This window comes from Arenimonas malthae CC-JY-1, assembly GCF_000747075.1.
Taxonomy (GTDB): Bacteria; Pseudomonadota; Gammaproteobacteria; order Xanthomonadales; family Xanthomonadaceae; genus Arenimonas; species Arenimonas malthae.
The window spans coordinates 1-18962 of sequence record NZ_AVCH01000053.1 but is presented as its reverse complement, the minus strand read 5'-3'; the positions used below and the strand labels follow the sequence as shown (position 1 = coordinate 18962).

The following is an 18962-nucleotide window of genomic DNA, read 5'->3' as shown; positions in this document are numbered from 1 at the left end:
GTCAGCGCGCCCCGTGGCGGTCGAGCAGCCAGAGGTAGGCGTCCTCCAGGCTGGGCTCCACCCCGGTGGCGCCCGGACCCGGGGCCTCGGCCGACACGACGCGCAGGCGGATGCCGTCGGGCCGGCGCAGCGAGCTGCTGATGGCCAGGCGGCCGCGCGCCTCGGCCAGCGCGGCCTCGGGCACGGTCCACTCCCAGGCGTGGCCGCGGGCCTGGGCCACCAGCGCCTCGGGCTCGCCATGGAACAGGCGGCGGCCCTTCGCCATCACCGCCAGCGTGGTGGCGCTGGCCTCGATGTCGGACACGATGTGGGTGGACAGGATGACCAGGCGCTGGCCGGCCAGGTCGGTGATCAGGTGGCGGAAACGCAGGCGTTCCTCGGGGTCCAGGCCCACGGTAGGTTCGTCCACGATCAGCAGCTTCGGGTCGTTGAGCAGGGCCTGGGCGATGCCGACGCGCTGCCGCATGCCGCCGGAGAACCCGCCCAGGCGCCGGTCGGCGGCTTCCGCCAGCCCGACCATGCCCAGGCACTCGTCCACCCGCTCGCCGGCCACCCGCGAGGGCAGGCCCTTCACGGCGGCCAGGTAGGCGAGGAACTCACGGGCGCTCAGCGCCGGGTAGACGCCGAAGTCCTGCGGCAGGTAGCCGAGTTCGGCGCGCAGCGCGTCGGGCCTGGCGGCGGTGTCCACGCCATTCCACAGCACGCGGCCGCTGCCGGGCTTCGCCAGGGTCGCCAGGATGCGCATGAGGGTGGACTTGCCGGCACCGTTCGGCCCCAGCAGCCCCAGGATGCCTGGCCCCAGCGCCAGGTCGACGCCGGCCAGGGCCTCGTGGCCGTTCGGATACCGGAAACCCACGCCTTCGACGCGCAACTCACAAGCCATGGAACCCCCACGCAATGGACGATCGGCAGCGGGGCGGTCGGGCCGCCCGGCCTTGTCTCGACTTTGCAGGAGGCGCGCGCGCGCCGGCACGTGCCGGTGCGCAGGGTGACGCCTGGCAGGGTCAGCGGGCGCCGAGCAGGCGCTGGTGGTCGACCAGGATGCAGCGGTCCTGCACCACGTCGATGCCGGCGGCCAGCAGGGCCGCGGCGAAGGCGTCGTCGCGGATGCCCAGCTGCAGCCACACGGCCTTGGGGCGCTTGGCGAGGATGTCGTCGAGGTGCGGCGCCAGGTCCTTCGAACGCCGGAACACGTTCACCAGGTCGACCTCGCCCGGGATGTCGGCCAGCGTGCGGAACACCGGCCGGCCGAGGATGCGTTCGACCTCGGGGTAATACACCGGCACCGGCACGATGTCGTAGCCGGCGCGTTCCATGTAACGCGGCACGTCGATGGCCGGCTGGCCGCGCTGGGCTTCGGTCTTGATGCCGAGCACGGCGATGCGCCGCACCCGGCCGAGCAGCTCGCGCAGCCCGGCGTCGTCGTTGATGAGCTTGCCGGGCGCGTTCGCCATGGCGGTCAGTGGTGGTGGCCGCCGGCGCCGTGCACGTGGCCGTGCAGGACTTCCTCGACGCTGGCCTCGCGCACTTCCACCACTTCGATGGCGAAGTTGAGGTTCTGGCCGGCCAGCGGATGGTTGCCGTCGACGGTGACCATGCCGTCCTCGATCTTGGCGATCACCACCGAAATGGCGCCCTGCGGGGTCTGGGCCTGGAACTGCATGCCGACCTCGAGCTCGTCCACGCCCTGGAAGGCCTCGCGCGGCACGACCTGGATCAGCATCTCGTTCGGGGTGCCGTAACCCTCTTCCGGCGACACCACCACGTCGAACTTGTCGCCCGCGCTGCGGCCCTCGAGCGCCTTCTCCAGGCCCGGCACGATGTTGCCGGCGCCGTGCAGGTAGGCCAGCGGCTGGGCGCCGGCCGAGGAATCGATGACCTTGCCCGCGTCGTCGGTCAGGGTGTAGTGGAAGGACGCGACGGTGCGCTCGGCGATCTGCATGGAATTACCTCGGGGGATGCCGGCCGGGAACCCGGCGGCGGGAGAAAGGGCGCATAGGCTAGGCCATGCGCCGGGCCGGCGCAAATCGCGGGTCCCGGAAAAACCAAGGCCCCGGTCGTTGCCGACCGGGGCCTGGTTGGGCGACGGCGAGGCGCCTTACATCGGCTGCACTTCGTCCGCCTGCATGCCCTTCTGGCCCTTCACGACCTTGAAGGTGACCTTCTGGCCTTCCTGCAGGGACTTGAAGCCAGTGCCCTGGATGGAGCGGAAGTGGACGAACACGTCCTCGCCGCTCTCGGGGGTGATGAAGCCAAAGCCCTTGGCGTCGTTGAACCACTTCACGGTGCCGGTCTGACGGTCAGACATATCTCATTCCTTGTAACGGTAAGTTGGGTACCCACGATCAGCCGTGAAACCCGGCAACCGCAGTCCGCCGAACATACCCGCTTACGACGCCGAAAGCGAATGCTTTAGAATGACGGGTTATCGGACCGCCCGCCGCCGCCTGCCGGTCCCCAACCCCACGGATCCCCCATGTCCGCCTTCGCCACCGAGCGTGTCCTCACCGTCCGCCACTGGACGGATGCCTATTTCAGCTTCACCACCACCCGCGACGACGGCCTGCGCTTCGACAACGGCCAGTTCGTGATGATCGGCCTGGAGGTCAACGGCAGGCCGCTGATGCGGGCCTACTCGATCGCGAGCGCCAACTGGGAGGAGCACCTGGAGTTCTTCTCCATCAAGGTGCCCGACGGCCCGCTCACCTCGCGCCTGCAGCACATCCAGCCGGGCGACGACCTGCTTGTGAGCCGCAAGCCCACCGGCACCCTGCTCATCTCCGACCTGCACCCGGGCCGCAACCTCTACCTGCTGGCCACCGGCACCGGCCTGGCGCCGTTCCTGGGCATCATCAAGGACCCGGAGACCTACGAGCGCTTCGAGCGGGTCATCCTGACCCACGGCGTGCGCAACGTGGCCGACCTGGCCTACCACGACTACATCACCCGCGAACTGCCCCGGCACGAATACCTGGGCCCGGTGATCACCGAGAAGCTGCTCTATTACCCGGCCGTGAGCCGCGAACCCTTCCGCCACCCGGGCCGCCTGACCACCCTGCTCGACTCCGGGCAGATGCAGCGCGACCTGGGCCTCGATGCGCTCGACCCGGCCCGCGACCGCGCCATGATCTGCGGCAGCCCGCAGATGCTGGCCGACTTCCGGAGCATCCTCGACGGCCGCGGCTTCAGCGCCGCGCCGCGCATCGGCACGCCGGGCGAATACGTGTTCGAGCGGGCCTTTGTCGAGAAATAAGCCGCGCCGGGCTCAGCCCAGCGCCTTCTCGATATCCTTCGCGATCGATTCGGGCTTGTCGGTCGGCGCGTAGCGCCTGATGACCTGGCCGTCGCGGCCCACCAGGAACTTGGTGAAGTTCCACTTGATGCCCTCCAGGCCGAGCAGCCCGGATTTTTCCGACTTCAGCCACTTCCACAGCGGGTGGGTGTTGCCGCCGTTGACCTCGACCTTGGCGAACATCGGGAAGCTGACGTCGTAGGTGAGCGAGCAGAAGTTGCGGATCTCTTCTTCGTCGCCCGGCTCCTGGTGGCCGAACTGGTCGCAGGGGAAACCCAGCACCACCAGGCCGCGGTCGCCGTAGTCGCGCCAGAGCTTTTCCAGGCCGGTGTACTGGGGCGTGAAGCCGCATTTGGAGGCGGTGTTCACCACCAGCAGCACCTTGCCGCGCCAGGCGTCCAGGGACTGGGGCCGGCCGTCGATGGCGGTGGCGGAGAAATCGAAAGCGGTGGTCATGGCGGGCTCCGGAATGGGATGCAGCCAGCCTACCCCAAGCCGGCCACCCCTGCCTTTCGTCATGGGGACGTAACCGGGGCATGCGCTACCCTTCGGGGTTTCCGCCCCACCCTGCTCCCGAGGAACACGCATGAATTCCAGCAAGCCGCTTGCCCTGGCCGCCGCCATCGCCCTGGGCCTGTCCCTGTCCGCCTGCCAACAGGCCGAATCGCCGCAGGCGCCTGCCGCCGAAGAAGCCGGCGCCGCCGCCCCGGCCGCCGACAACCCGTTCTTCGTGGTCAGCGAACTGCCCTACCAGATGCCCGCCTTCGACAAGATCAAGGACGAGCACTACGCCCCGGCGCTGGAGCGCGGCATGAGCGAGCAGCGCGCCGAGATCGACGCCATCGCCAACAACGCCGAGGCCCCGAGCTTCGAGAACACCATCGTCGCGATGGAGAAGACCGGCGCCCTGCTCAACCGCACCGCCGCGGTGTTCGGCAACCTCGCCGGCGCCCACACCAACGAGACCATCCAGAAGGTCCAGGCCGAGTTCGCGCCGAAGTTCGCCGCCCACCAGGACGCGATCCTGCTCGACGGCAAGCTCTTCGCCCGCATCAAGTCGCTGCACGACCAGCGTGACTCGCTGGGCCTGGACCCGGAGTCCAAGCGCCTGCTCGAGCGCTACTACATCGATTTCGTGCGCGCCGGCGCCAACCTGTCGGACGCCGACAAGGAAACGCTCAAGGGCATGAACGCCGAACTGGCCAGCCTGGCCACGACCTTCAGCCAGAACGTGCTCAAGGAAGTGAACGCCTCGGGCGTGCTGGTGGACGACGTGGCCAAGCTCGACGGCCTGCCGGCCGAAGCCATCACCGCCGCCGCGGAGGCCGCCAAGGCCGCCGGCAAGGAGGGCCAGTACCTGATCGCCCTGCAGAACACCTCGGGCCAGCCGCCGCTGACCAACCTCACCAACCGCGAGCTGCGCCAGCAGATCATGGCCGCCTCGCTGGTGCGCGGCGCCCGCGGCAACGAGTTCGACAACCGCGAGATCGTCGCCCGCGTGGCCAAGCTGCGCGCCGAGCGCGCCGCCCTGCTCGGCTACGACAACCACGCCGACTACATCCTCGAGGACGAGACCGCCGGCAGCGTCGAGGCCGTCAACAAGCTGATGTCCGACCTGGCCCCGGCCGCGGTGGCCAACGCCCGCCGCGAGGCCGCCGAGATGCAGGCCATCATCGACGCCGAGAACGGCGGCTTCCAGCTCGAGGCCGCCGACTGGGCCTTCTACGCCGAGAAGGTGCGCCAGCAGAAGTACGCCTTCGACGAATCGCAGCTGCGCCCCTACTTCGAGATCGACAACGTGCTGGTCAACGGCGTCTTCCACGCCGCCAACCAGCTCTACGGCCTGGAGTTCAAGGAGCGCACCGACCTGCCCACCTACCACCCGGACGTGCGCGTGTGGGAGGTGTTCGAGGCCGACGGCACCCCGCTGGGCCTGTTCCTGGGCGACTTCTACGCCCGCCCGAGCAAGCGCGGCGGCGCCTGGATGAACGCCTACGTGCCGCAGAACGGCCTGACCGGCAGCAAGCCGGTGGTGGCCAACCACCTCAACATCCCGAAGCCCTCGGAAGGCCAGCCCACCCTGCTGACCTTCGACGAGGTCACCACGATGTTCCATGAGTTCGGCCATGCCCTGCACGGCCTGTTCTCGAACGTGAAGTACCCGCAGTTCTCCGGCACCTCGGTGCCGCGCGACTTCGTCGAGTACCCGTCGCAGGTGAACGAGATGTGGGCCACCTACCCGTCGGTGCTGGCCAACTACGCCAAGCATTACCAGACCGGCGAGGCGATCCCGCAGGACCTGCTGGACAAGGTGATGGCCGCCGAGCAGTACGGCCAGGGCCACGCCACCACCGAATACCTGGCCGCGGCCATGCTCGACCAGAAGTGGCACCAGCTCACCGCCGACCAGGTGCCCGCCGACACCCTGGCCTTCGAGGCCGAGGCGCTCAAGGCCGTGGGCCTGGACTACGCGCCGGTGCCGCCGCGTTACCGCAGCACCTACTTCTCGCACATCATGGGCGGCTACTCGGCGGGCTACTACGCCTACCTGTGGTCCGAAGTGCTGGACGCCGAGTCGGTGGAATGGTTCAAGGAGAACGGCGGCCTCAAGCGCGAGAACGGCGACCACTTCCGCCAGACCCTGCTCTCGCGCGGCGGCAGCGTGGACGCCATGCAGCTGTTCCGCGACTTCCGCGGCCGCGACCCGGAAGTGGGCCCGCTGCTGGTGCGCCGTGGCCTCGACGAGCCGGTCGGCGGCAAGTAAGCCGGCAGTTTCAAGGCAACAAAAAACCGCCCGGGCAACCGGGCGGTTTTTTTACCTGATCCGGGATCGGCCTTCGCCAGCCGGCCGGAGCCGGGACGTCAGGCGTTGCGCTGGCAGGCGCGCAGTTCCTTGTTCAGGACCTCGGCCTTGCTGACGTACTGCTTGGCCAGGACGCGGACCACGAAGCTGTGGTCGCGGTCGAGCACGACCTTCTGGAAGGTCGTCTGCAGCTGGCCCTCGATCTCGGCCATGCGCAGGTAGCGCTCGGAGGCCGAATCCGGCCACTGCTTGAGCAGGCCCGCGTAGACCTTGCTGAGCTCGCCGAGGCTGCTCGGCGCCTTCTTGGCGGTCTTCTTGGCGGCCTTGGCCGGCGCCTTGATCTCGCCCGACAGTTCCTGCGCCAGCTCCGACTTGGCCTTGGCCAGGCGGGTGAACAGGGTGCTGAGTTTCTTGTCCTTCACCTTCTGCGCCGCTTCTTCGTAAAACGCGATCCCGTCCTCGCTGATTTCGATGAGGTCGGAAATGCTGTTGGTGGTGTCGGTCATGCGGCGCTCCTTGGCGTGATGAAAGGACAGCGCGATCGTCCCGCGGCCCAGGCCAGGCGACGGAATGCCCCGGGAAGCGGGGCCAGGCGATCACGAAGGAAAGCAAAGCCGGGACAAACCCAAGGGTTGCGGTTTGCCACCCGTTAAGGATACGCGGGGGGGCGTAAAATTTAGGTTATGCCGGCGGGCGCCGACATTTCAAACGACCGATTCAATCCACTTCACCGAACTTGGCTGCATTTTCGCCGCTTTTCAGCGCGAATAAGACCACGACACCATGCGCCCGGCCTGGTAGGGCATCACCCCGTGGAAAGGCCGGGGGTCGCCGTCGAACACCAGGGGCAGGAAATGGCGGTCGCCCTCCCAGAGCGGGAGCTCCTCCAGCCGGTCGAGTTCGACCCAGTGCAAGTCGCCCTCGGCGTTGCTGGCCGGCGGCTCGCCCGCGTAAGCGTCCACCACGAAGATGAAACCCAGCCAGTCCTCGCCGTGTTTGCCGAAACCCGGCCAGCTGAGGGTGCCGCGCAGGCGCAGCGACAGGCATTCGATGCCGGCCTCCTCGCGGATTTCCCGGCGCATGCCGGCCATCACGTCCTCGTCGGGTTCGAGCTTGCCGCCCAGGCCGTTGTACTTGCCCAGGTGGTTGTCGCCCGGCCTGGCGTTGCGGTGGACCATCAGGCAGCGGCGGCCGTCGGGCGACAGCACGTAACCGAGGGTGGCGACGATCGGGGTGTAGGGCACGCGGGACTCGGAGTTCGGGGCGGCCAGCAAGCATAATCGCAACATGCACGTGACCCCGCTCCCTGGCCTCGCCGTCGTCGGCGGCGGCCCCGCCGGCCTGATGGCCGCGGAAACCGCCCGCGCCGCCGGCTTCGACGTGGACCTGTTCGACGCCAAGGGCTCGGTGGGCCGCAAGGTGCTGGTGGCCGGCAAGGGGGGCCTCAACCTCACGCACTCCGAACCCTTCCCGCGCTTCGTCTCGCGCTTCGGCGCGCGCAGCGCCGAGGTGGGCGCCTGGCTGGCGCGCTTCGACGCCGACGCCCTGCGCGCCTGGGCCGCCGACCTCGGCGTGCCGACCTTCGTGGGCAGCTCCGGGCGCGTGTTCCCGGAAGACCTCAAGGCCGCGCCGCTGCTGCGCGGCTGGGTGCGCCGGCTGCGCGAACAGGGCGTGCGCTTCCACGTACTGCACCGCTGGCGCGGGCTGGGCCCGGACGGCGAGCACGTGTTCGACACGCCCGACGGCGAGCGCCGTTTCCAGGCCGCCGCGAGCGTGCTGGCCCTGGGCGGCGGCAGCTGGCCGGAACTCGGCTCGGACGGCGCCTGGGTGGCGCCGCTGGCCGCCGCCGGCGCCGACGTGGCGCCGCTACGGCCCGCCAACTGCGGCTTCGACGTGGGCTGGAGCGAACACTTCGCCAGCCGCCACGCCGGCGCGCCCATCAAACCCGTGCGCCTGGCCCTGGGCTGGGAAGACCCGCCGCGCTGGCGCCAGGGCGAATGCGTGGCCACCACCACCGGCCTCGAAGGCAGCCTGGTGTATTTCCTTTCGTCCGCGCTTCGCGAGCGCATCGCCAGCCACGGCGAGGCGCTGCTGCTCATGGACCTGGTGCCCGGCCGCGAGCCGGCCCGGCTCGAACAGGACCTGTCACGCCCCCGCAACGGCCGCAGCCTGAGCGAATTCCTGCGCCGAAGCGTGGGCCTGGAGGGCGTGAAGGCGGCGCTGCTGCGCGAGGTGCTGCCGCCGGAAGTCCTCGCGGGCGACGCGGCCACGCTGGCCCGCGCCATCAAGTCGCTGCCGGTGCGCTTGAAGGCAGCGCGCCCCATCGCCGAAGCCATTTCCAGCGCCGGCGGCGTGCGCCTGGAGGCGCTGGACGAACACCTGATGCTGCGCGCCCGCCCCGGGCTGTTCCTGGCCGGCGAAATGCTCGACTGGGAAGCCCCGACCGGCGGCTACCTGCTCAGCGCCTGTTTCGCCAGCGGCAAGGTCGCCGGCGCAGGCGCCGCGGCCTGGCTGCAGGCGCGGCGCTGAGCCGGCCGCCTACTCCTCGGGCACGGCCTGCGGATCGTCGGTGGCGACCTGGCCGGCGCCCGCCGGCAGCGGCTTGCCGAAACCGTAGAGGGTGACGTCGAACACCAGCATGCCGCGTGGCGCGCCCGGCGTGGGGGCGTTGTCGTAGGCCAGCGGGCCGGGAATCCAGAAGCGGAAGGTGTCGCCGCGCGACATCAGCTGCAGGCCTTCCTGCCAGCCGTCGATCAGCGCCCGCAGCGGGAAGGTGGCGCGGCTGCCGCGCTGCACCGAACTGTCGAACACGGCGCCGTCGGTGGTCCAGCCGGTGTAGTGGATCATCACCGCGTCGTCGAGCGTCGGCCGGCCGCCGCCCTTGCCGCGCTTGAGCACCTTGTAGGCCAGGCCGGTGGCCGTGCGGATGGCGTCGGCCGGCGGCGCGGCCACGTCGGCGGGGGCCTTGGTCGGGTCCACTTCGCGCAGCACGGTCACTTCCAGCACGTGCGGCAGGTCGGGCATGCCGGGGTAGCCGGGCTTCATGCGCTCGGCGTCGAACCACCAGCGCCGGGTCTCGCCGATGGGCGTGCTCATGATGGCGCGGGCCAGCGCCGGCTGGCCGCGCATCAGCCGCCGCATCGAGCCCATGATCGGGCCGCTCTGCTCGCCGTTGATGCGCGTCTCGCCGTCGGCACTCCAGGCGTTGGCCCGGAACTCGATCATGTCGGTGGTCGGCAGCACCTGCGGCTTGGGCGCCGGCTTGAGCACGACGTAGGCCACGCCGGTGGCCGTGGGGATCGCCTGCTTGGGCGGCGCGTCCAGCGGGCTGGGCGCGGGCAGCGGCTTGACCTGCGCGGCCAGGGGCAGCGCGGCCAGCAGCAGGCACAGGGCGATGAGACGGCTGAGCAGGGGCATCCAATAACTCCGGGACTGAAAACAGGGGCCGAAGGTTAGCAGACCCCCGCCTACCAGTCGGTGTTCTCCGGCAGCAGGCCGCGCAGCTCGGCTTCGGTGAGGTTGCGCCAGCGGCCGGGCTTGAGTTCGCCCAGGCGCACGTTGGCGATGCGGATGCGGCGCAACTGGGTGACGCGGTAGCCGAAGGCGGCGGCCATCAGGCGGATCTGCCGGTTCAGGCCCTGGGTGAGCACGATGCCGAAACCGAAGCGGGCGATCTTGCGGGTTTTGCAGGGCAGCGTGAGCTGGCCGTGGATGCGCACGCCCTTGGCCATGCCGCGCAGGAAGTCGTCGGTCACCGGCTGGTTCACGCCGACCAGGTATTCCTTTTCCTTCTTTTCCTCGGCGCGCAGGATGCGGTTGACGATGTCGCCGTTGCTGGTGAGCAGGATCAGGCCCTCGGAATCCTTGTCCAGCCGGCCGATCGGGAAGATGCGCTGCTCGTGGCCGACGAAGTCGACGATGTTGCCCTTCACGGCCTGGTCGGTGGTGCAGGTGATGCCCACGGGCTTGTTCAGGGCGATGTAGACGTGGCGGCGGCCGCCGGCCTTGGCCTCGCGCTTCTTCAGCGCCTGGCCGTCCACCTCCACCACGTCGCCCTCGGCCACCTGGGTGCCGATGCCGGCCCGCTGCCCGTTCACCGTCACCCGGCCCTCGGCCACCAGGCGGTCGGCCTCGCGGCGGGAGCAGTAACCGGTGTCGGAGATGTGTTTGTTGACTCGCATGGGTTCGCCGGGGTGCCGCACCGCGTCAGAAGTGGCGCGCATGCTGGCATGGCGCCGGGGGCAAGTCACGCCGGCGCGCCGGGGGCGACTTGTGGCCGGGCCCGCGCCGGCACCGAACATCTTGGGGCGACCGGCCGGGTTCCGTGACCTGTCCGCCGGTTTCACGGCGTTGGAGTGGGATGTGGCCGGGATTCCCCCCGGGCTGGCACGGAATATGCAGCGCGTTGCCTGCAAGCCAACCCCCGACCACCCGGAGCCGAGCCATGGGCATTGTCATCCCCTTCCCCGCCAAGCAGGTCCTCGACGACGAACTCGCCATCCAGCTCTGGGAGCTGGTGATGGCCGGTGACATCGGCACGCCCGAGTACCGCCGCCTGGACGCCGAGATCAACCGCCGCCGGGCCCAGCGCGAACCGCGCGCCGCCGGCGCCCTGCCGCGTCGCTGAAGCCATGCCGGCGTTCGCCACCACGCGCTGGGCGCGGCGCGCCCGCGCCTGCCCGCGTCACCGCCGTCAGCCCAGCTTCCGGATCCTGAAGCTGCGGCCCTTGACCTTGCCCGTGCGCAGCCTGTCCATGGCCTTCTGGGCCTGGCTGCGTTCGATGGCCACGTAAGTCCGGGTCGCGAACGCGGCGATCTTGCCGATCGCCGTCGCGGCCAGGCCGCCTTCGCCGGTCAGCGCGCCAACCACGTCGCCGGGGCGCAGCTTGTCCTGGCGCCCGGCGTCGATCACCACCGTCACCATCGGCGCCGCCGCCGGCCGCGCGGCCTTGCGCGAGAGGTCGATGCGCTCCCAGCGCACGGCCTTGCCCAGCTGCTCCTCGATGCCGATCACGCGCCGGCGGTCCTCGCCCGACACCAGCGCCAGGGCCAGGCCGTCCTGCCCCGCCCGGCCGGTGCGGCCGATGCGGTGGGTGTGGATGTCGGTGTCGCTGGCCAGGCCGTGGCTGATCACCACCGGCAGGCCGGCGATGTCCAGGCCGCGCGCGGCGACGTCGGTGGCCACCAGCACGGTGCAACTGCGGTTGGCGAACTGCACCAGCACTTCGTCGCGTTCGCGCTGGTCGAGGTCGCCGTGCAGGGCCAGCGCGGCGAAACCGCGCTGCTGCAGTTCGTCGCAGACCTGCTGCACGTCGCGGCGGGTGTTGCAGAACACCAGCGCCGATTCCGGCTGCAGATCGCCCAGCAGCAGCGCGATCGCGTCCACCTTGCGCGGCGGCTCCACTTCGTAGAAACGCTGCTCGATGGCCTCGGAGGCGTCGCCGCCGATGGTCACCTCCTCGGGGTCGCGCTGGAAACGCGCGCCCAGGGCGCGGATGCCCTCGGGGAAGGTGGCCGAGAACAGCAGGGTCTGCCGGTCCTTCGGCGCCTGGCCGAGGATGCCGGCGATGGCGTCGGCGAAGCCCATGTCGAGCATGCGGTCGGCTTCGTCGAGCACCGCCACGCGCACGTCGTCGAGCTTGAGCGCGCCTTCGTCCATCAGTTCCTGGATGCGGCCCGGCGTGCCCACCACCACGTGCGGCGGGTGCGTGAGCGAGGCCAGGTGCGGGCGCAGCGGCACGCCGCCGCAGAACACCGAGAGCTTGAGGTTGGGCAGGAAACGCGCCAGCCGGCGGATTTCCTTGCCCACCTGGTCGGCCAGTTCGCGCGTGGGGCACAGCACCAGCGACTGCACCGCGACCCGCGTGGGATCCACCTTCGCCAGCAGGGCCAGGCCGAAGGCCGCGGTCTTGCCGCTGCCGGTGCGGGCCTGGGCGGTCACGTCGCGGCCGGCCAGCATGGGCGGCAGGCTGGCGGCCTGCACCGGGGTCATGGCGTGGTATTCGAGCACGCCCAAGGCCTGCAGCAGCGCCGGCGCGAGCGGAAGTTGCGAGAAGTCGGTCATGCCGCATTCTCGCACGGCCGGGTGGAGCCCCGGCTCGGGTGTGTCGCTCAGCCCTGGCCCATGGGCAGGCGCTTGCCGTCCTTGGTGAGGATCTCGCACTCGCTCGTCCAGGCCGGCTGGGCCGACGTCGAACCGGTCATGCGGCCCTCGGCCAGCGCCAGGAATTCGGCGGCCAGGCCGGCGCGGCCGTCCTTCGACAGCTTGCACTCCATGCGCATTTCGCCGGGCATGGTCTGCGAATAGGCGCAGGCGCCGTCCTGCTCGCCGGCCACCACGTGGTCGATGGTGAAGCCCTTCATGAACGGGTGCGGCGACTGGTGGCTGGCGGCGCGGCAGGCTTCGAGGGCCGCGGCGAAGGCACGGTCGGCGGCGCCAGGTTCCGGCGCGGGTTCGTCCCCGGCGGTGGCCGCGGTGGTCAGGGCAAGCAGCAGGAACAGCGGGCGTGGGGTCATGGCGGGGTCTCCAGGTCGGGGGCCGGGTTCAGCGCATCAGCTCGTAGGGCCCGCCCTTTTCCAACGCGCGCTGGTAGGCGAGGCGGCCGTGGATGGCCGCCAGGAAGGCCTGCAGGCGCGGGTGTGCACCGGTGACCGCGCCGCGGGCCTGGGCGGCCTCGATCGGGAAGCTCATCTGGATGTCGGCGGCGCTGAAGCGATCGCCGGCGAACCAGGCGGAGCGCGCCAGTTCGCCCTCCATGTAGTCCACGTGCAGGCGCAGCTGAGGGCCGATGAATTCGGCCATCACCTTGTCGGCGATGGCGCGGGCGACGGGCCTGACGAAAAACGGCGCCGGCGCCGAGCGCACCTTGGAAAACACCAGGCTCATCAGCAGCGGCGGCATGGCCGAACCTTCCGCATAGTGCATCCAGTAGCGCAGCCGCCGCCATTCCGGCGTGCCCGGGGGCGGCAGCAGGCGATCGGCGCCGTAGGTTTCCGCCAGGTATTCGATGATCGCACCGGACTCGGCCAGCACCAGCGCGCCGTCCTCGAGCACCGGCGACTTGCCCAGCGGGTGCACGGCGCGCAGCGCGGCCGGCGCCAGCAGGGTGTTCGGGTCGCGCTCGTAGCGCACCACCTCGAAGGGCAGGCCCAGCTCCTCGAGCAGCCACAGCACGCGCTGCGAACGGGAGTTGTTGAGGTGGTGGACCTTGATCATCGGACGCTCCGCGCGGGTTGGCCCGCAGCATAACGCCGCCGCCGTTCCGCGACGATTTCGCCGGGCGGTGGCAAAGTGGCGCGCATGAAGACCTTCCGCGTCGCCCTGCCCGCCCTGCTCTGCCTCGCCGCCCTGCCCGCCGCCGCCGGCGACCTGGCGCCCTGCCTCGAACGCCTGCGCCCGCAGGCCCGCGCGGCCGGCATCGGCGACGCCAGCTGGCGCCACCTCGACGGCCTGGAACGCGACGCCAGCGTGCTCGAGGCGCTGGACTACCAGCCCGAGTTCCGCACGCCGATCTGGGACTACCTTGCCGGCCTGGTGGACGACGAACGCATCGCCGACGGCCAGGCGCGCCTGCTCGAACACGCCGCTCTGCTCGCCCGCATCGAACGCGAACACGGCGTGGACGCCGCCACCGTGGTCGCGGTCTGGGGCGTGGAAAGCGACTACGGCCGCACCTTCGGCAGCAAGGCGCTGCTGCGCTCGCTGGCCACGCTCTCCTGCGAGGGCCGGCGCCAGCCCTTCTTCAGGGGCGAACTGTTCGCCACGCTCAGGCTCATCCAGTCCGGCGACCTCGACGCCGCCGGCCTGGTGGGCTCCTGGGCCGGTGCCTTCGGCCACACGCAGTTCATGCCTTCGACCTACGCGCGCATCGCCGTGGATGGCGACGGCGACGGCCGCCGCGACCTGGTCGGCAGCATTCCCGATGCGCTCGCGTCGACCGCGAACTACCTGCGCAAGTCGGGCTGGCGCACGGGCCAGCCCTGGGGTTACGAAGTGACGCTGCCGCCGGGTTTCGACGCCTCGGTGAACGGGCGCAATGCCCGCCGGCCGCTGTCGCAGTGGCTGTCGCGCGGCATCACCCGCGCCGACGGAAAGCCGCTGCCGGCCAGCGACACGCCGGCCGCGCTGCTGCTGCCGGCCGGCAAGGACGGCCCGGCCTTCCTGGTGTTCCGGAACTACGACGCGATCTACTCGTACAACGCGGCCGAAAGTTACGCCATCGCCATCGCCCACCTGTCCGACCGGCTCCGCGGCGGTGGCCCGCTGCACCGGGCCTGGCCCACCGACGACCCGGGCCTGTCGCGCGCGCAGCGCCGCGAACTGCAGGGCCTGCTGCTGGGCCGCGGCCACGCCATCGGCGAGGTCGACGGCATGATCGGCGCCCGCTCGCGCGAAGCCATCGCCGCCGAGCAGGCGCGCCTCGGGCTGCCGGTGGACGGCCGCGCCAGCCAGCGCATCCTCGCCGCGCTGCGTACGCCGCCGGCCGCCCCCTCGCAGCCCCCGGCGGAATAGGCAACAATCGGTTCCGTCCCCCCACGGAGGTCGACCGATGAAATGGCGCAGCGCCCGTCGCAGCAGCAACGTCGAGGACCGCCGGGGCATGCCCGGGGGCGGTGGCATGAAGCTCGGCCTGGGCGGCATCGCCGCGGTCGTGGTCATCGGCCTGCTGCTGGGCAAGAGCCCGATGGAAATGCTCGGACTGGTTGCGCAGGTGCAGCAGCAGGCGCCCGCGGGAAGCCAGGCACCCTCCGCGCCCGTCGACGACGAAGCCTCGCAGTTCATCGCCAGCATCCTGGGCGAAACCGAGGACGTCTGGGGCGCGGTCTTCGAAGCCAGCGGCAGCCGGTACACGCCGGCCCGGCTGGTGCTCTTCAGCGGCCAGGTGCAGTCGGCCTGCGGCGGCGCCACCGCCGCGGTGGGTCCGTTCTACTGCCCGGGCGACCAGCAGGTCTACATCGACCTGAGTTTCTTCGACCAGATGGAAGCGCGCCTCGGCGGCGGCGGTGATTTCGCCGAGGCCTACGTGATTGCGCACGAGGTGGGCCACCACGTGCAGACGCTCACCGGCGTCTCGGCCCAGGTGAACGAGATCCGCCGCCGCGGCGGCAACGTCGAAGGCGCCGACGGCCCGCTGGTGCGCCAGGAGCTGCAGGCCGACTGTTACGCCGGCCTGTGGGCCCACCACGCGCAGAAGCGCCACGCCTGGCTCGAACCCGGCGACCTCGAGGAAGCCCTGGCCACCGCCACCGCCATCGGCGACGACACCCTGCAGCGCCAGGGCCAGGGCCAGGTAGTGCCGGACTCGTTCACCCACGGCAGCGCCGAGCAGCGCGTGCGCTGGTTCCGCGCCGGCTTCGAAAGCGGCGACGTGCGCCGCTGCGACACCTTCGCGGCCGGCGCCCTCTGAGCGCAGCCCAGGGCAGGCCATGGCCGGCGCCGGCGAGCCGATCCCGGTCTTCCGCGCCCGGGGGCTGACCAAGACCTACCGCATGGGCGAGGTCGAGGTACCGGCCCTGCGCGGCATCGACCTGGACCTGTGGCCCGGTGAATTCGTGGTGCTGCTGGGCGCCTCGGGCAGCGGCAAGTCCACCCTGCTCAACATCCTCGGCGGCCTCGACGCGCCCACGTCGGGCGAAGTGATCTGCCAGGGCCACCCACTCACCGGTGCCGGCGAAGCCGCGCTCACCCGCTTCCGGCGCGAGCACGTGGGCTTCGTGTTCCAGTTCTACAACCTCATCCCCAGCCTGACCGCGCGCGAGAACGTGGCCCTGGTCACCGAGATCGCCAGCGACCCCATGCGCCCCGAGGACGCGCTGGCGATGGTGGGCCTGCAGTCGCGCCTGGACCACTTCCCCTCGCAGCTCTCCGGCGGCGAGCAGCAGCGCGTGGCCATCGCCCGCGCCATCGCAAAGCGGCCGGCGGTGATGCTGTGCGACGAACCGACCGGCGCGCTCGATTCGCAAACCGGCATCACCGTGCTCGAGGCGCTGGCGCGCACGCACCGGGAAACCGGCGCGCTCACGGTCATCATCACCCACAACGCGGTGATCGCCCGCATGGCCGACCGGGTCATCCAGCTCAGCGACGGCCGCATCGCCGGCGAGCAACGCAACGAAAGCCGCGCCCAGCCTTCGGAGCTGAGCTGGTGAAGGCGCTCGACCGCAAGCTGCTGCGCGACCTGCGCCAGCTGCGCGGGCAGACCGCCGCCATCGCCCTGGTGCTGGTGGCCGGCATCGCCACCCTGGTGATGTCGCTCACGGCCTACCGGGCGCTGCACGACACCCGCGCGCAGTTCTACGGCGAATACCGCTTCGCCGAAGTGTTCGCGCGGGTGGTGCGCGCGCCCTGGCCGCTGCTTGAAGACCTGCGCCGCCTGCCCGGCGTGCAGCGCGCCGAGGGCCGCGTGGTGGCGGGTGTGAACCTGGAGGTGGCCGGCTTCGACGACGCGGTCAACGGCCTGGTGGTGTCGTTGCCCGACGCGCGCCAGGGCGGCCTGAACCAGCTGTTCCTGCGCGAGGGCCGCCTGCCCGACCCGCTGCGCGCGAACGAGGTGGTGCTGGGCGAAGCCTTCGCCCAGGCGCACGGCCTGCACCCGGGCGACCGCTTCGCCGCAATCCTCAACGGCCGGCGCCAGACGCTGGAAATCACCGGCATCGGCCTCTCGCCCGAATTCGTCTACCAGATCCGCCCGGGCGACGCCTTCCCCGACCACCTGCGCTACGGCGTGGTCTGGATGCAGCGCGAACCGCTGGCCGCCGCCTTCGACCTCGACGGCGCCTTCAACGACCTGGTGCTGGTACTCGAACACGGCGCGCTCGAAGCCGACGTCATCGCCCGCGTGGACGCGCTGCTGGCGCCCTACGGCGGCCTGGGCGCGCACGGCCGCGAGCTGCAGACCTCGCACCGTTTCCTCGACGAGGAACTGGGCCAGCTGCAGGTGATGGTGCGGCTGTTCTCCTCGGTGTTCCTGGGCGTGGCCGCCTTCCTGCTCAACATCGTCATCGGCCGGCTGGTGAACACCCAGCGCGAGCAGATCGCCGTGCTCAAGGCCTTCGGCTACCGCCGCTTCGAAGTGGGGCGGCACTACGCCGCCCTGGTCGGGCTGATGGTGTTCGCCGGCCTGCCGCCCGGCGTGCTGGCCGGCGCCTGGCTGGGCCGCGGCATGGCGGACATGTACGCCGACTTCTTCCGCTTCCCCTACCTGGACTGGAGCCTGGACCCGGGCGTGCTGGGCCTGGCCACCGCCTTCGCGCTGGCGGTGGCGGTGCTGGGCACGGCCACCGGCCTGTACCGCGCGTTCGCGCTGTCGCCGGCCGAAGGCATGCGACCGGAATCGCCGCCGCCCTTCCGCCGCAGCCTGCTCGAACGCCTGGGTTTCTACCGCTGGCTCGACCCGGCGGCGCGCATGGTGCTGCGCACGCTGGCGCGCAGGCCGCTGCGCACCTCGCTCAGCGTGCTCGGCATCGGCCTGGCCTGCGGCATCCTGGTGATGTCGCGCTTCCAGGACGCCGCCATCAACGAAATGATCGAAGTGCAGCTCGGCTTCGCGCAGCGCGACGACCTGGCCGTGACCTTCACCGAAGTGCGCCCGGCGCGCGCGGCGCTGGAGCTGGCGTCGATCCCGGGCGTCGCCGCGGTCGAACCCTTCCGGCAGGCGCCGGTGATCCTGCGCCACGGCCACCGCAGCCACCGCCTGGCCCTGCTGGGCCTGCCACGCGAGGGCGACCTCAAGCGCCTGCTCGGCCCGGCCCTGGCGCCGCTGCCGCTGCCCGCCGAGGGACTGGTGGTCACCGACTACCTCGCCGGCATGCTCGGCGTGCAGCCCGGCGACGAACTGCAGGTGGAATTCCTCGACGGCCGCCGCGAAACCGTCCCGCTCACCGTGCGCGCGCTGTCGCACGAATACCTCGGCGTCGGCGCCTACCTCGAGCTGGGCGCGCTGCAGCGCCTGCGCGGCGAGCAGGACAGCCTGTCCGGCGCCTGGCTGCGGCTGGAACCCGGTGCCCGCGCCGCGGTGGTGAAGGCCCTGCGCGAACGCCCCGGCGTGGCCGCGGCCAGCGACCGCGCCGCCATGATCGAAGGTTTCCGCAGCACCATGGCCGAGGTCATCGTCATCTTCACCCTGGTCGCCACCGCCATGGCCGCGGCCATCGCCGTGGGCGTGGTCTACAACAGCGCGCGCATCTCGCTGTCGGAACGCAGCCGCGAACTGGCCAGCCTGCGCGTGCTCGGCTACACCCGCGCCGAGGTGCGCGGGCTGATGCTGGGCGAGCTGTTCACCCTGGCCGGCCTGGCCCTGCTGCCGGGCTTCGCGCTGGGCTACGGCCTGTGCGCGCTGCTGGTGCTGGGCTTCGAATCCGAGCTCTACCGCATCCCGCTGGCGGTGTCGCCGGCCGGCCTGGGCACGGCCGGGTTGGTGGTGCTGGCCGCCACCGCCGGTTCGGCCCTGCTCGTGCGCCGGCGACTGGACCGGCTGGACCTGATTGCGGTACTCAAGACCAAGGACTGAGCCATGACCCGCGCCCGCCTCCTCCGCTACAGCGCTTCCGCCCTCGCCGTGCTGGCGCTGGCCTGGCTGGCGCTGCGCCCCACGCCGGTGCCGGTGGATTCGGTGCTGGCCGACACCGGCGACGTGGTGGACAGCGTGGAAGCCGAGGGCCGCACCCGCCTGCTCGACCGCTACCTGATCACCGCGCCCATCACCGCCCAGGCCCGCCGGCAGTCGCTGGAAGTGGGCGACGCGGTGGCCGTGGACCAGGTGCTGGTGGTGCTCGACCCGCTGCCCGCGCCGGCGCTGGACCCGCGTTCGCGCGCCGAAGCCACCGCCACCGCCGAAGCCGCCGACAGCCAGCTGCGCGGCGCCGGCG

General features: G+C 71.1%; 20 protein-coding genes and 1 pseudogene. 9 read left to right on the top strand and 12 right to left on the bottom strand.

Annotation, left to right across the window (positions count from 1 at the left end):
• Position 1 precedes the first annotated feature (1 nt).
• The 4 genes from N790_RS03640 to N790_RS03625 form a co-directional block, all read right to left on the bottom strand.
• The gene (locus N790_RS03640; protein ID WP_043800882.1) at positions 2-883 is read right to left on the bottom strand and encodes an ABC transporter ATP-binding protein; all 882 of its coding nucleotides are present in this window, start codon (positions 881-883) and stop codon (positions 2-4) included.
• Positions 884-1004: 121 nt separating this feature from the next.
• A complete protein-coding gene (locus N790_RS03635) occupies positions 1005-1454 on the bottom strand; it encodes a CoA-binding protein (protein WP_043800880.1) in 450 nt (149 codons plus the stop codon).
• Positions 1455-1459: 5 nt separating this feature from the next.
• A complete protein-coding gene (slyD, locus tag N790_RS03630) occupies positions 1460-1942 on the bottom strand; it encodes a peptidylprolyl isomerase (protein ID WP_043800877.1) in 483 nt (160 codons plus the stop codon).
• 156 nt (positions 1943-2098) lie between these two features.
• Positions 2099-2308 carry a cold-shock protein gene (locus tag N790_RS03625; RefSeq protein ID WP_043800874.1) on the bottom strand — a complete coding sequence of 70 codons (210 nt, stop codon included), beginning with the start codon at positions 2306-2308 and terminating at the stop codon, positions 2099-2101.
• A gap of 168 nt (positions 2309-2476) precedes the next feature.
• Between N790_RS03625 and N790_RS03620 the strand changes: the two genes are divergently transcribed.
• Positions 2477-3253: a ferredoxin--NADP reductase gene (locus tag N790_RS03620; RefSeq protein ID WP_043800872.1), complete on the top strand. Its 777-nt coding sequence runs from the start codon at positions 2477-2479 to the stop codon at positions 3251-3253.
• A gap of 12 nt (positions 3254-3265) precedes the next feature.
• On the opposite strand, the gene N790_RS03615 is transcribed toward N790_RS03620, so the two are convergent.
• Positions 3266-3748: a glutathione peroxidase gene (locus N790_RS03615; RefSeq protein ID WP_043800869.1), complete on the bottom strand. Its 483-nt coding sequence runs from the start codon at positions 3746-3748 to the stop codon at positions 3266-3268.
• A 130-nt stretch (positions 3749-3878) separates the two neighbouring features.
• Between N790_RS03615 and N790_RS03610 the strand changes: the two genes are divergently transcribed.
• The gene (locus tag N790_RS03610; RefSeq protein WP_043800867.1) at positions 3879-6056 is read left to right on the top strand and encodes a M3 family metallopeptidase; all 2178 of its coding nucleotides are present in this window, start codon (positions 3879-3881) and stop codon (positions 6054-6056) included.
• Between the two features lie 98 nt (positions 6057-6154).
• Here N790_RS03610 and N790_RS03605 read toward each other — a convergent pair whose 3' ends face one another.
• Together N790_RS03605 and N790_RS03600 are read right to left on the bottom strand one after the other, a co-directional pair.
• Positions 6155-6601: a PA2169 family four-helix-bundle protein gene (locus tag N790_RS03605; RefSeq protein WP_043800864.1), complete on the bottom strand. Its 447-nt coding sequence runs from the start codon at positions 6599-6601 to the stop codon at positions 6155-6157.
• Between the two features lie 252 nt (positions 6602-6853).
• Entirely contained in the window at positions 6854-7339 is a 486-nt protein-coding gene (locus N790_RS03600; RefSeq protein WP_043800862.1) for an NUDIX hydrolase, read from the bottom strand.
• Between the two features lie 43 nt (positions 7340-7382).
• On the opposite strand from N790_RS03600, the gene N790_RS03595 reads away from it, so the two are divergent.
• The gene (locus N790_RS03595) at positions 7383-8624 is read left to right on the top strand and encodes a TIGR03862 family flavoprotein (RefSeq protein WP_043800858.1); all 1242 of its coding nucleotides are present in this window, start codon (positions 7383-7385) and stop codon (positions 8622-8624) included.
• Between the two features lie 9 nt (positions 8625-8633).
• Here the strand turns inward: N790_RS03595 and N790_RS03590 are convergent, their stop codons facing one another.
• Both N790_RS03590 and N790_RS03585 read right to left on the bottom strand, forming a co-directional pair.
• Positions 8634-9512 (bottom strand): FKBP-type peptidyl-prolyl cis-trans isomerase, encoded by an 879-nt coding sequence (locus tag N790_RS03590; protein WP_052385659.1) that lies wholly within the window; start codon positions 9510-9512, stop codon positions 8634-8636.
• A gap of 50 nt (positions 9513-9562) precedes the next feature.
• A complete protein-coding gene (locus N790_RS03585; RefSeq protein ID WP_245593736.1) occupies positions 9563-10318 on the bottom strand; it encodes a pseudouridine synthase in 756 nt (251 codons plus the stop codon).
• A 221-nt stretch (positions 10319-10539) separates the two neighbouring features.
• Here N790_RS03585 and N790_RS03580 point away from each other — a divergent pair, with 221 nt between their 5' ends.
• On the top strand, positions 10540-10722 hold the full coding sequence (locus tag N790_RS03580) for a hypothetical protein (protein ID WP_043800856.1): 183 nt from the start codon (positions 10540-10542) through the stop codon (positions 10720-10722).
• Between the two features lie 66 nt (positions 10723-10788).
• Here the strand turns inward: N790_RS03580 and dbpA are convergent, their stop codons facing one another.
• The 3 genes from dbpA to N790_RS03565 are packed head-to-tail and all read right to left on the bottom strand — an operon-like array spanning position 10789 to position 13311.
• A complete protein-coding gene (gene dbpA, locus N790_RS03575) occupies positions 10789-12159 on the bottom strand; it encodes an ATP-dependent RNA helicase DbpA (protein ID WP_043800853.1) in 1371 nt (456 codons plus the stop codon).
• Positions 12160-12206: 47 nt separating this feature from the next.
• Positions 12207-12611, bottom strand: a complete 405-nt coding sequence (locus tag N790_RS03570; RefSeq protein ID WP_043800850.1) for a hypothetical protein — start codon at positions 12609-12611, stop codon at positions 12207-12209.
• A gap of 28 nt (positions 12612-12639) precedes the next feature.
• Positions 12640-13311: a glutathione S-transferase gene (locus N790_RS03565; protein WP_043800847.1), complete on the bottom strand. Its 672-nt coding sequence runs from the start codon at positions 13309-13311 to the stop codon at positions 12640-12642.
• A gap of 84 nt (positions 13312-13395) precedes the next feature.
• Between N790_RS03565 and N790_RS03560 the strand changes: the two are divergent.
• The 5 genes and pseudogenes from N790_RS03560 to N790_RS03540 all read left to right on the top strand — a co-directional run.
• Positions 13396-14577 (top strand): annotated as a pseudogene (locus N790_RS03560) (lytic murein transglycosylase); the annotation flags it as partial.
• 67 nt (positions 14578-14644) lie between these two features.
• Complete coding sequence (gene ypfJ, locus N790_RS03555) at positions 14645-15502, top strand: KPN_02809 family neutral zinc metallopeptidase (RefSeq protein WP_043800841.1); 858 nt, start codon at positions 14645-14647, stop codon at positions 15500-15502.
• 19 nt (positions 15503-15521) lie between these two features.
• Positions 15522-16244 carry an ABC transporter ATP-binding protein gene (locus tag N790_RS03550; protein ID WP_043800839.1) on the top strand — a complete coding sequence of 241 codons (723 nt, stop codon included), beginning with the start codon at positions 15522-15524 and terminating at the stop codon, positions 16242-16244.
• On the top strand, positions 16241-18604 hold the full coding sequence (locus N790_RS03545; protein ID WP_043800836.1) for an ABC transporter permease: 2364 nt from the start codon (positions 16241-16243) through the stop codon (positions 18602-18604). The genes N790_RS03550 and N790_RS03545 overlap by 4 nt, the downstream gene beginning before the upstream one ends.
• 3 nt (positions 18605-18607) lie before the next feature.
• On the top strand, positions 18608-18962 hold a 355-nt coding region (locus N790_RS03540; RefSeq protein WP_043800834.1), incomplete at its 3' end, for a hypothetical protein.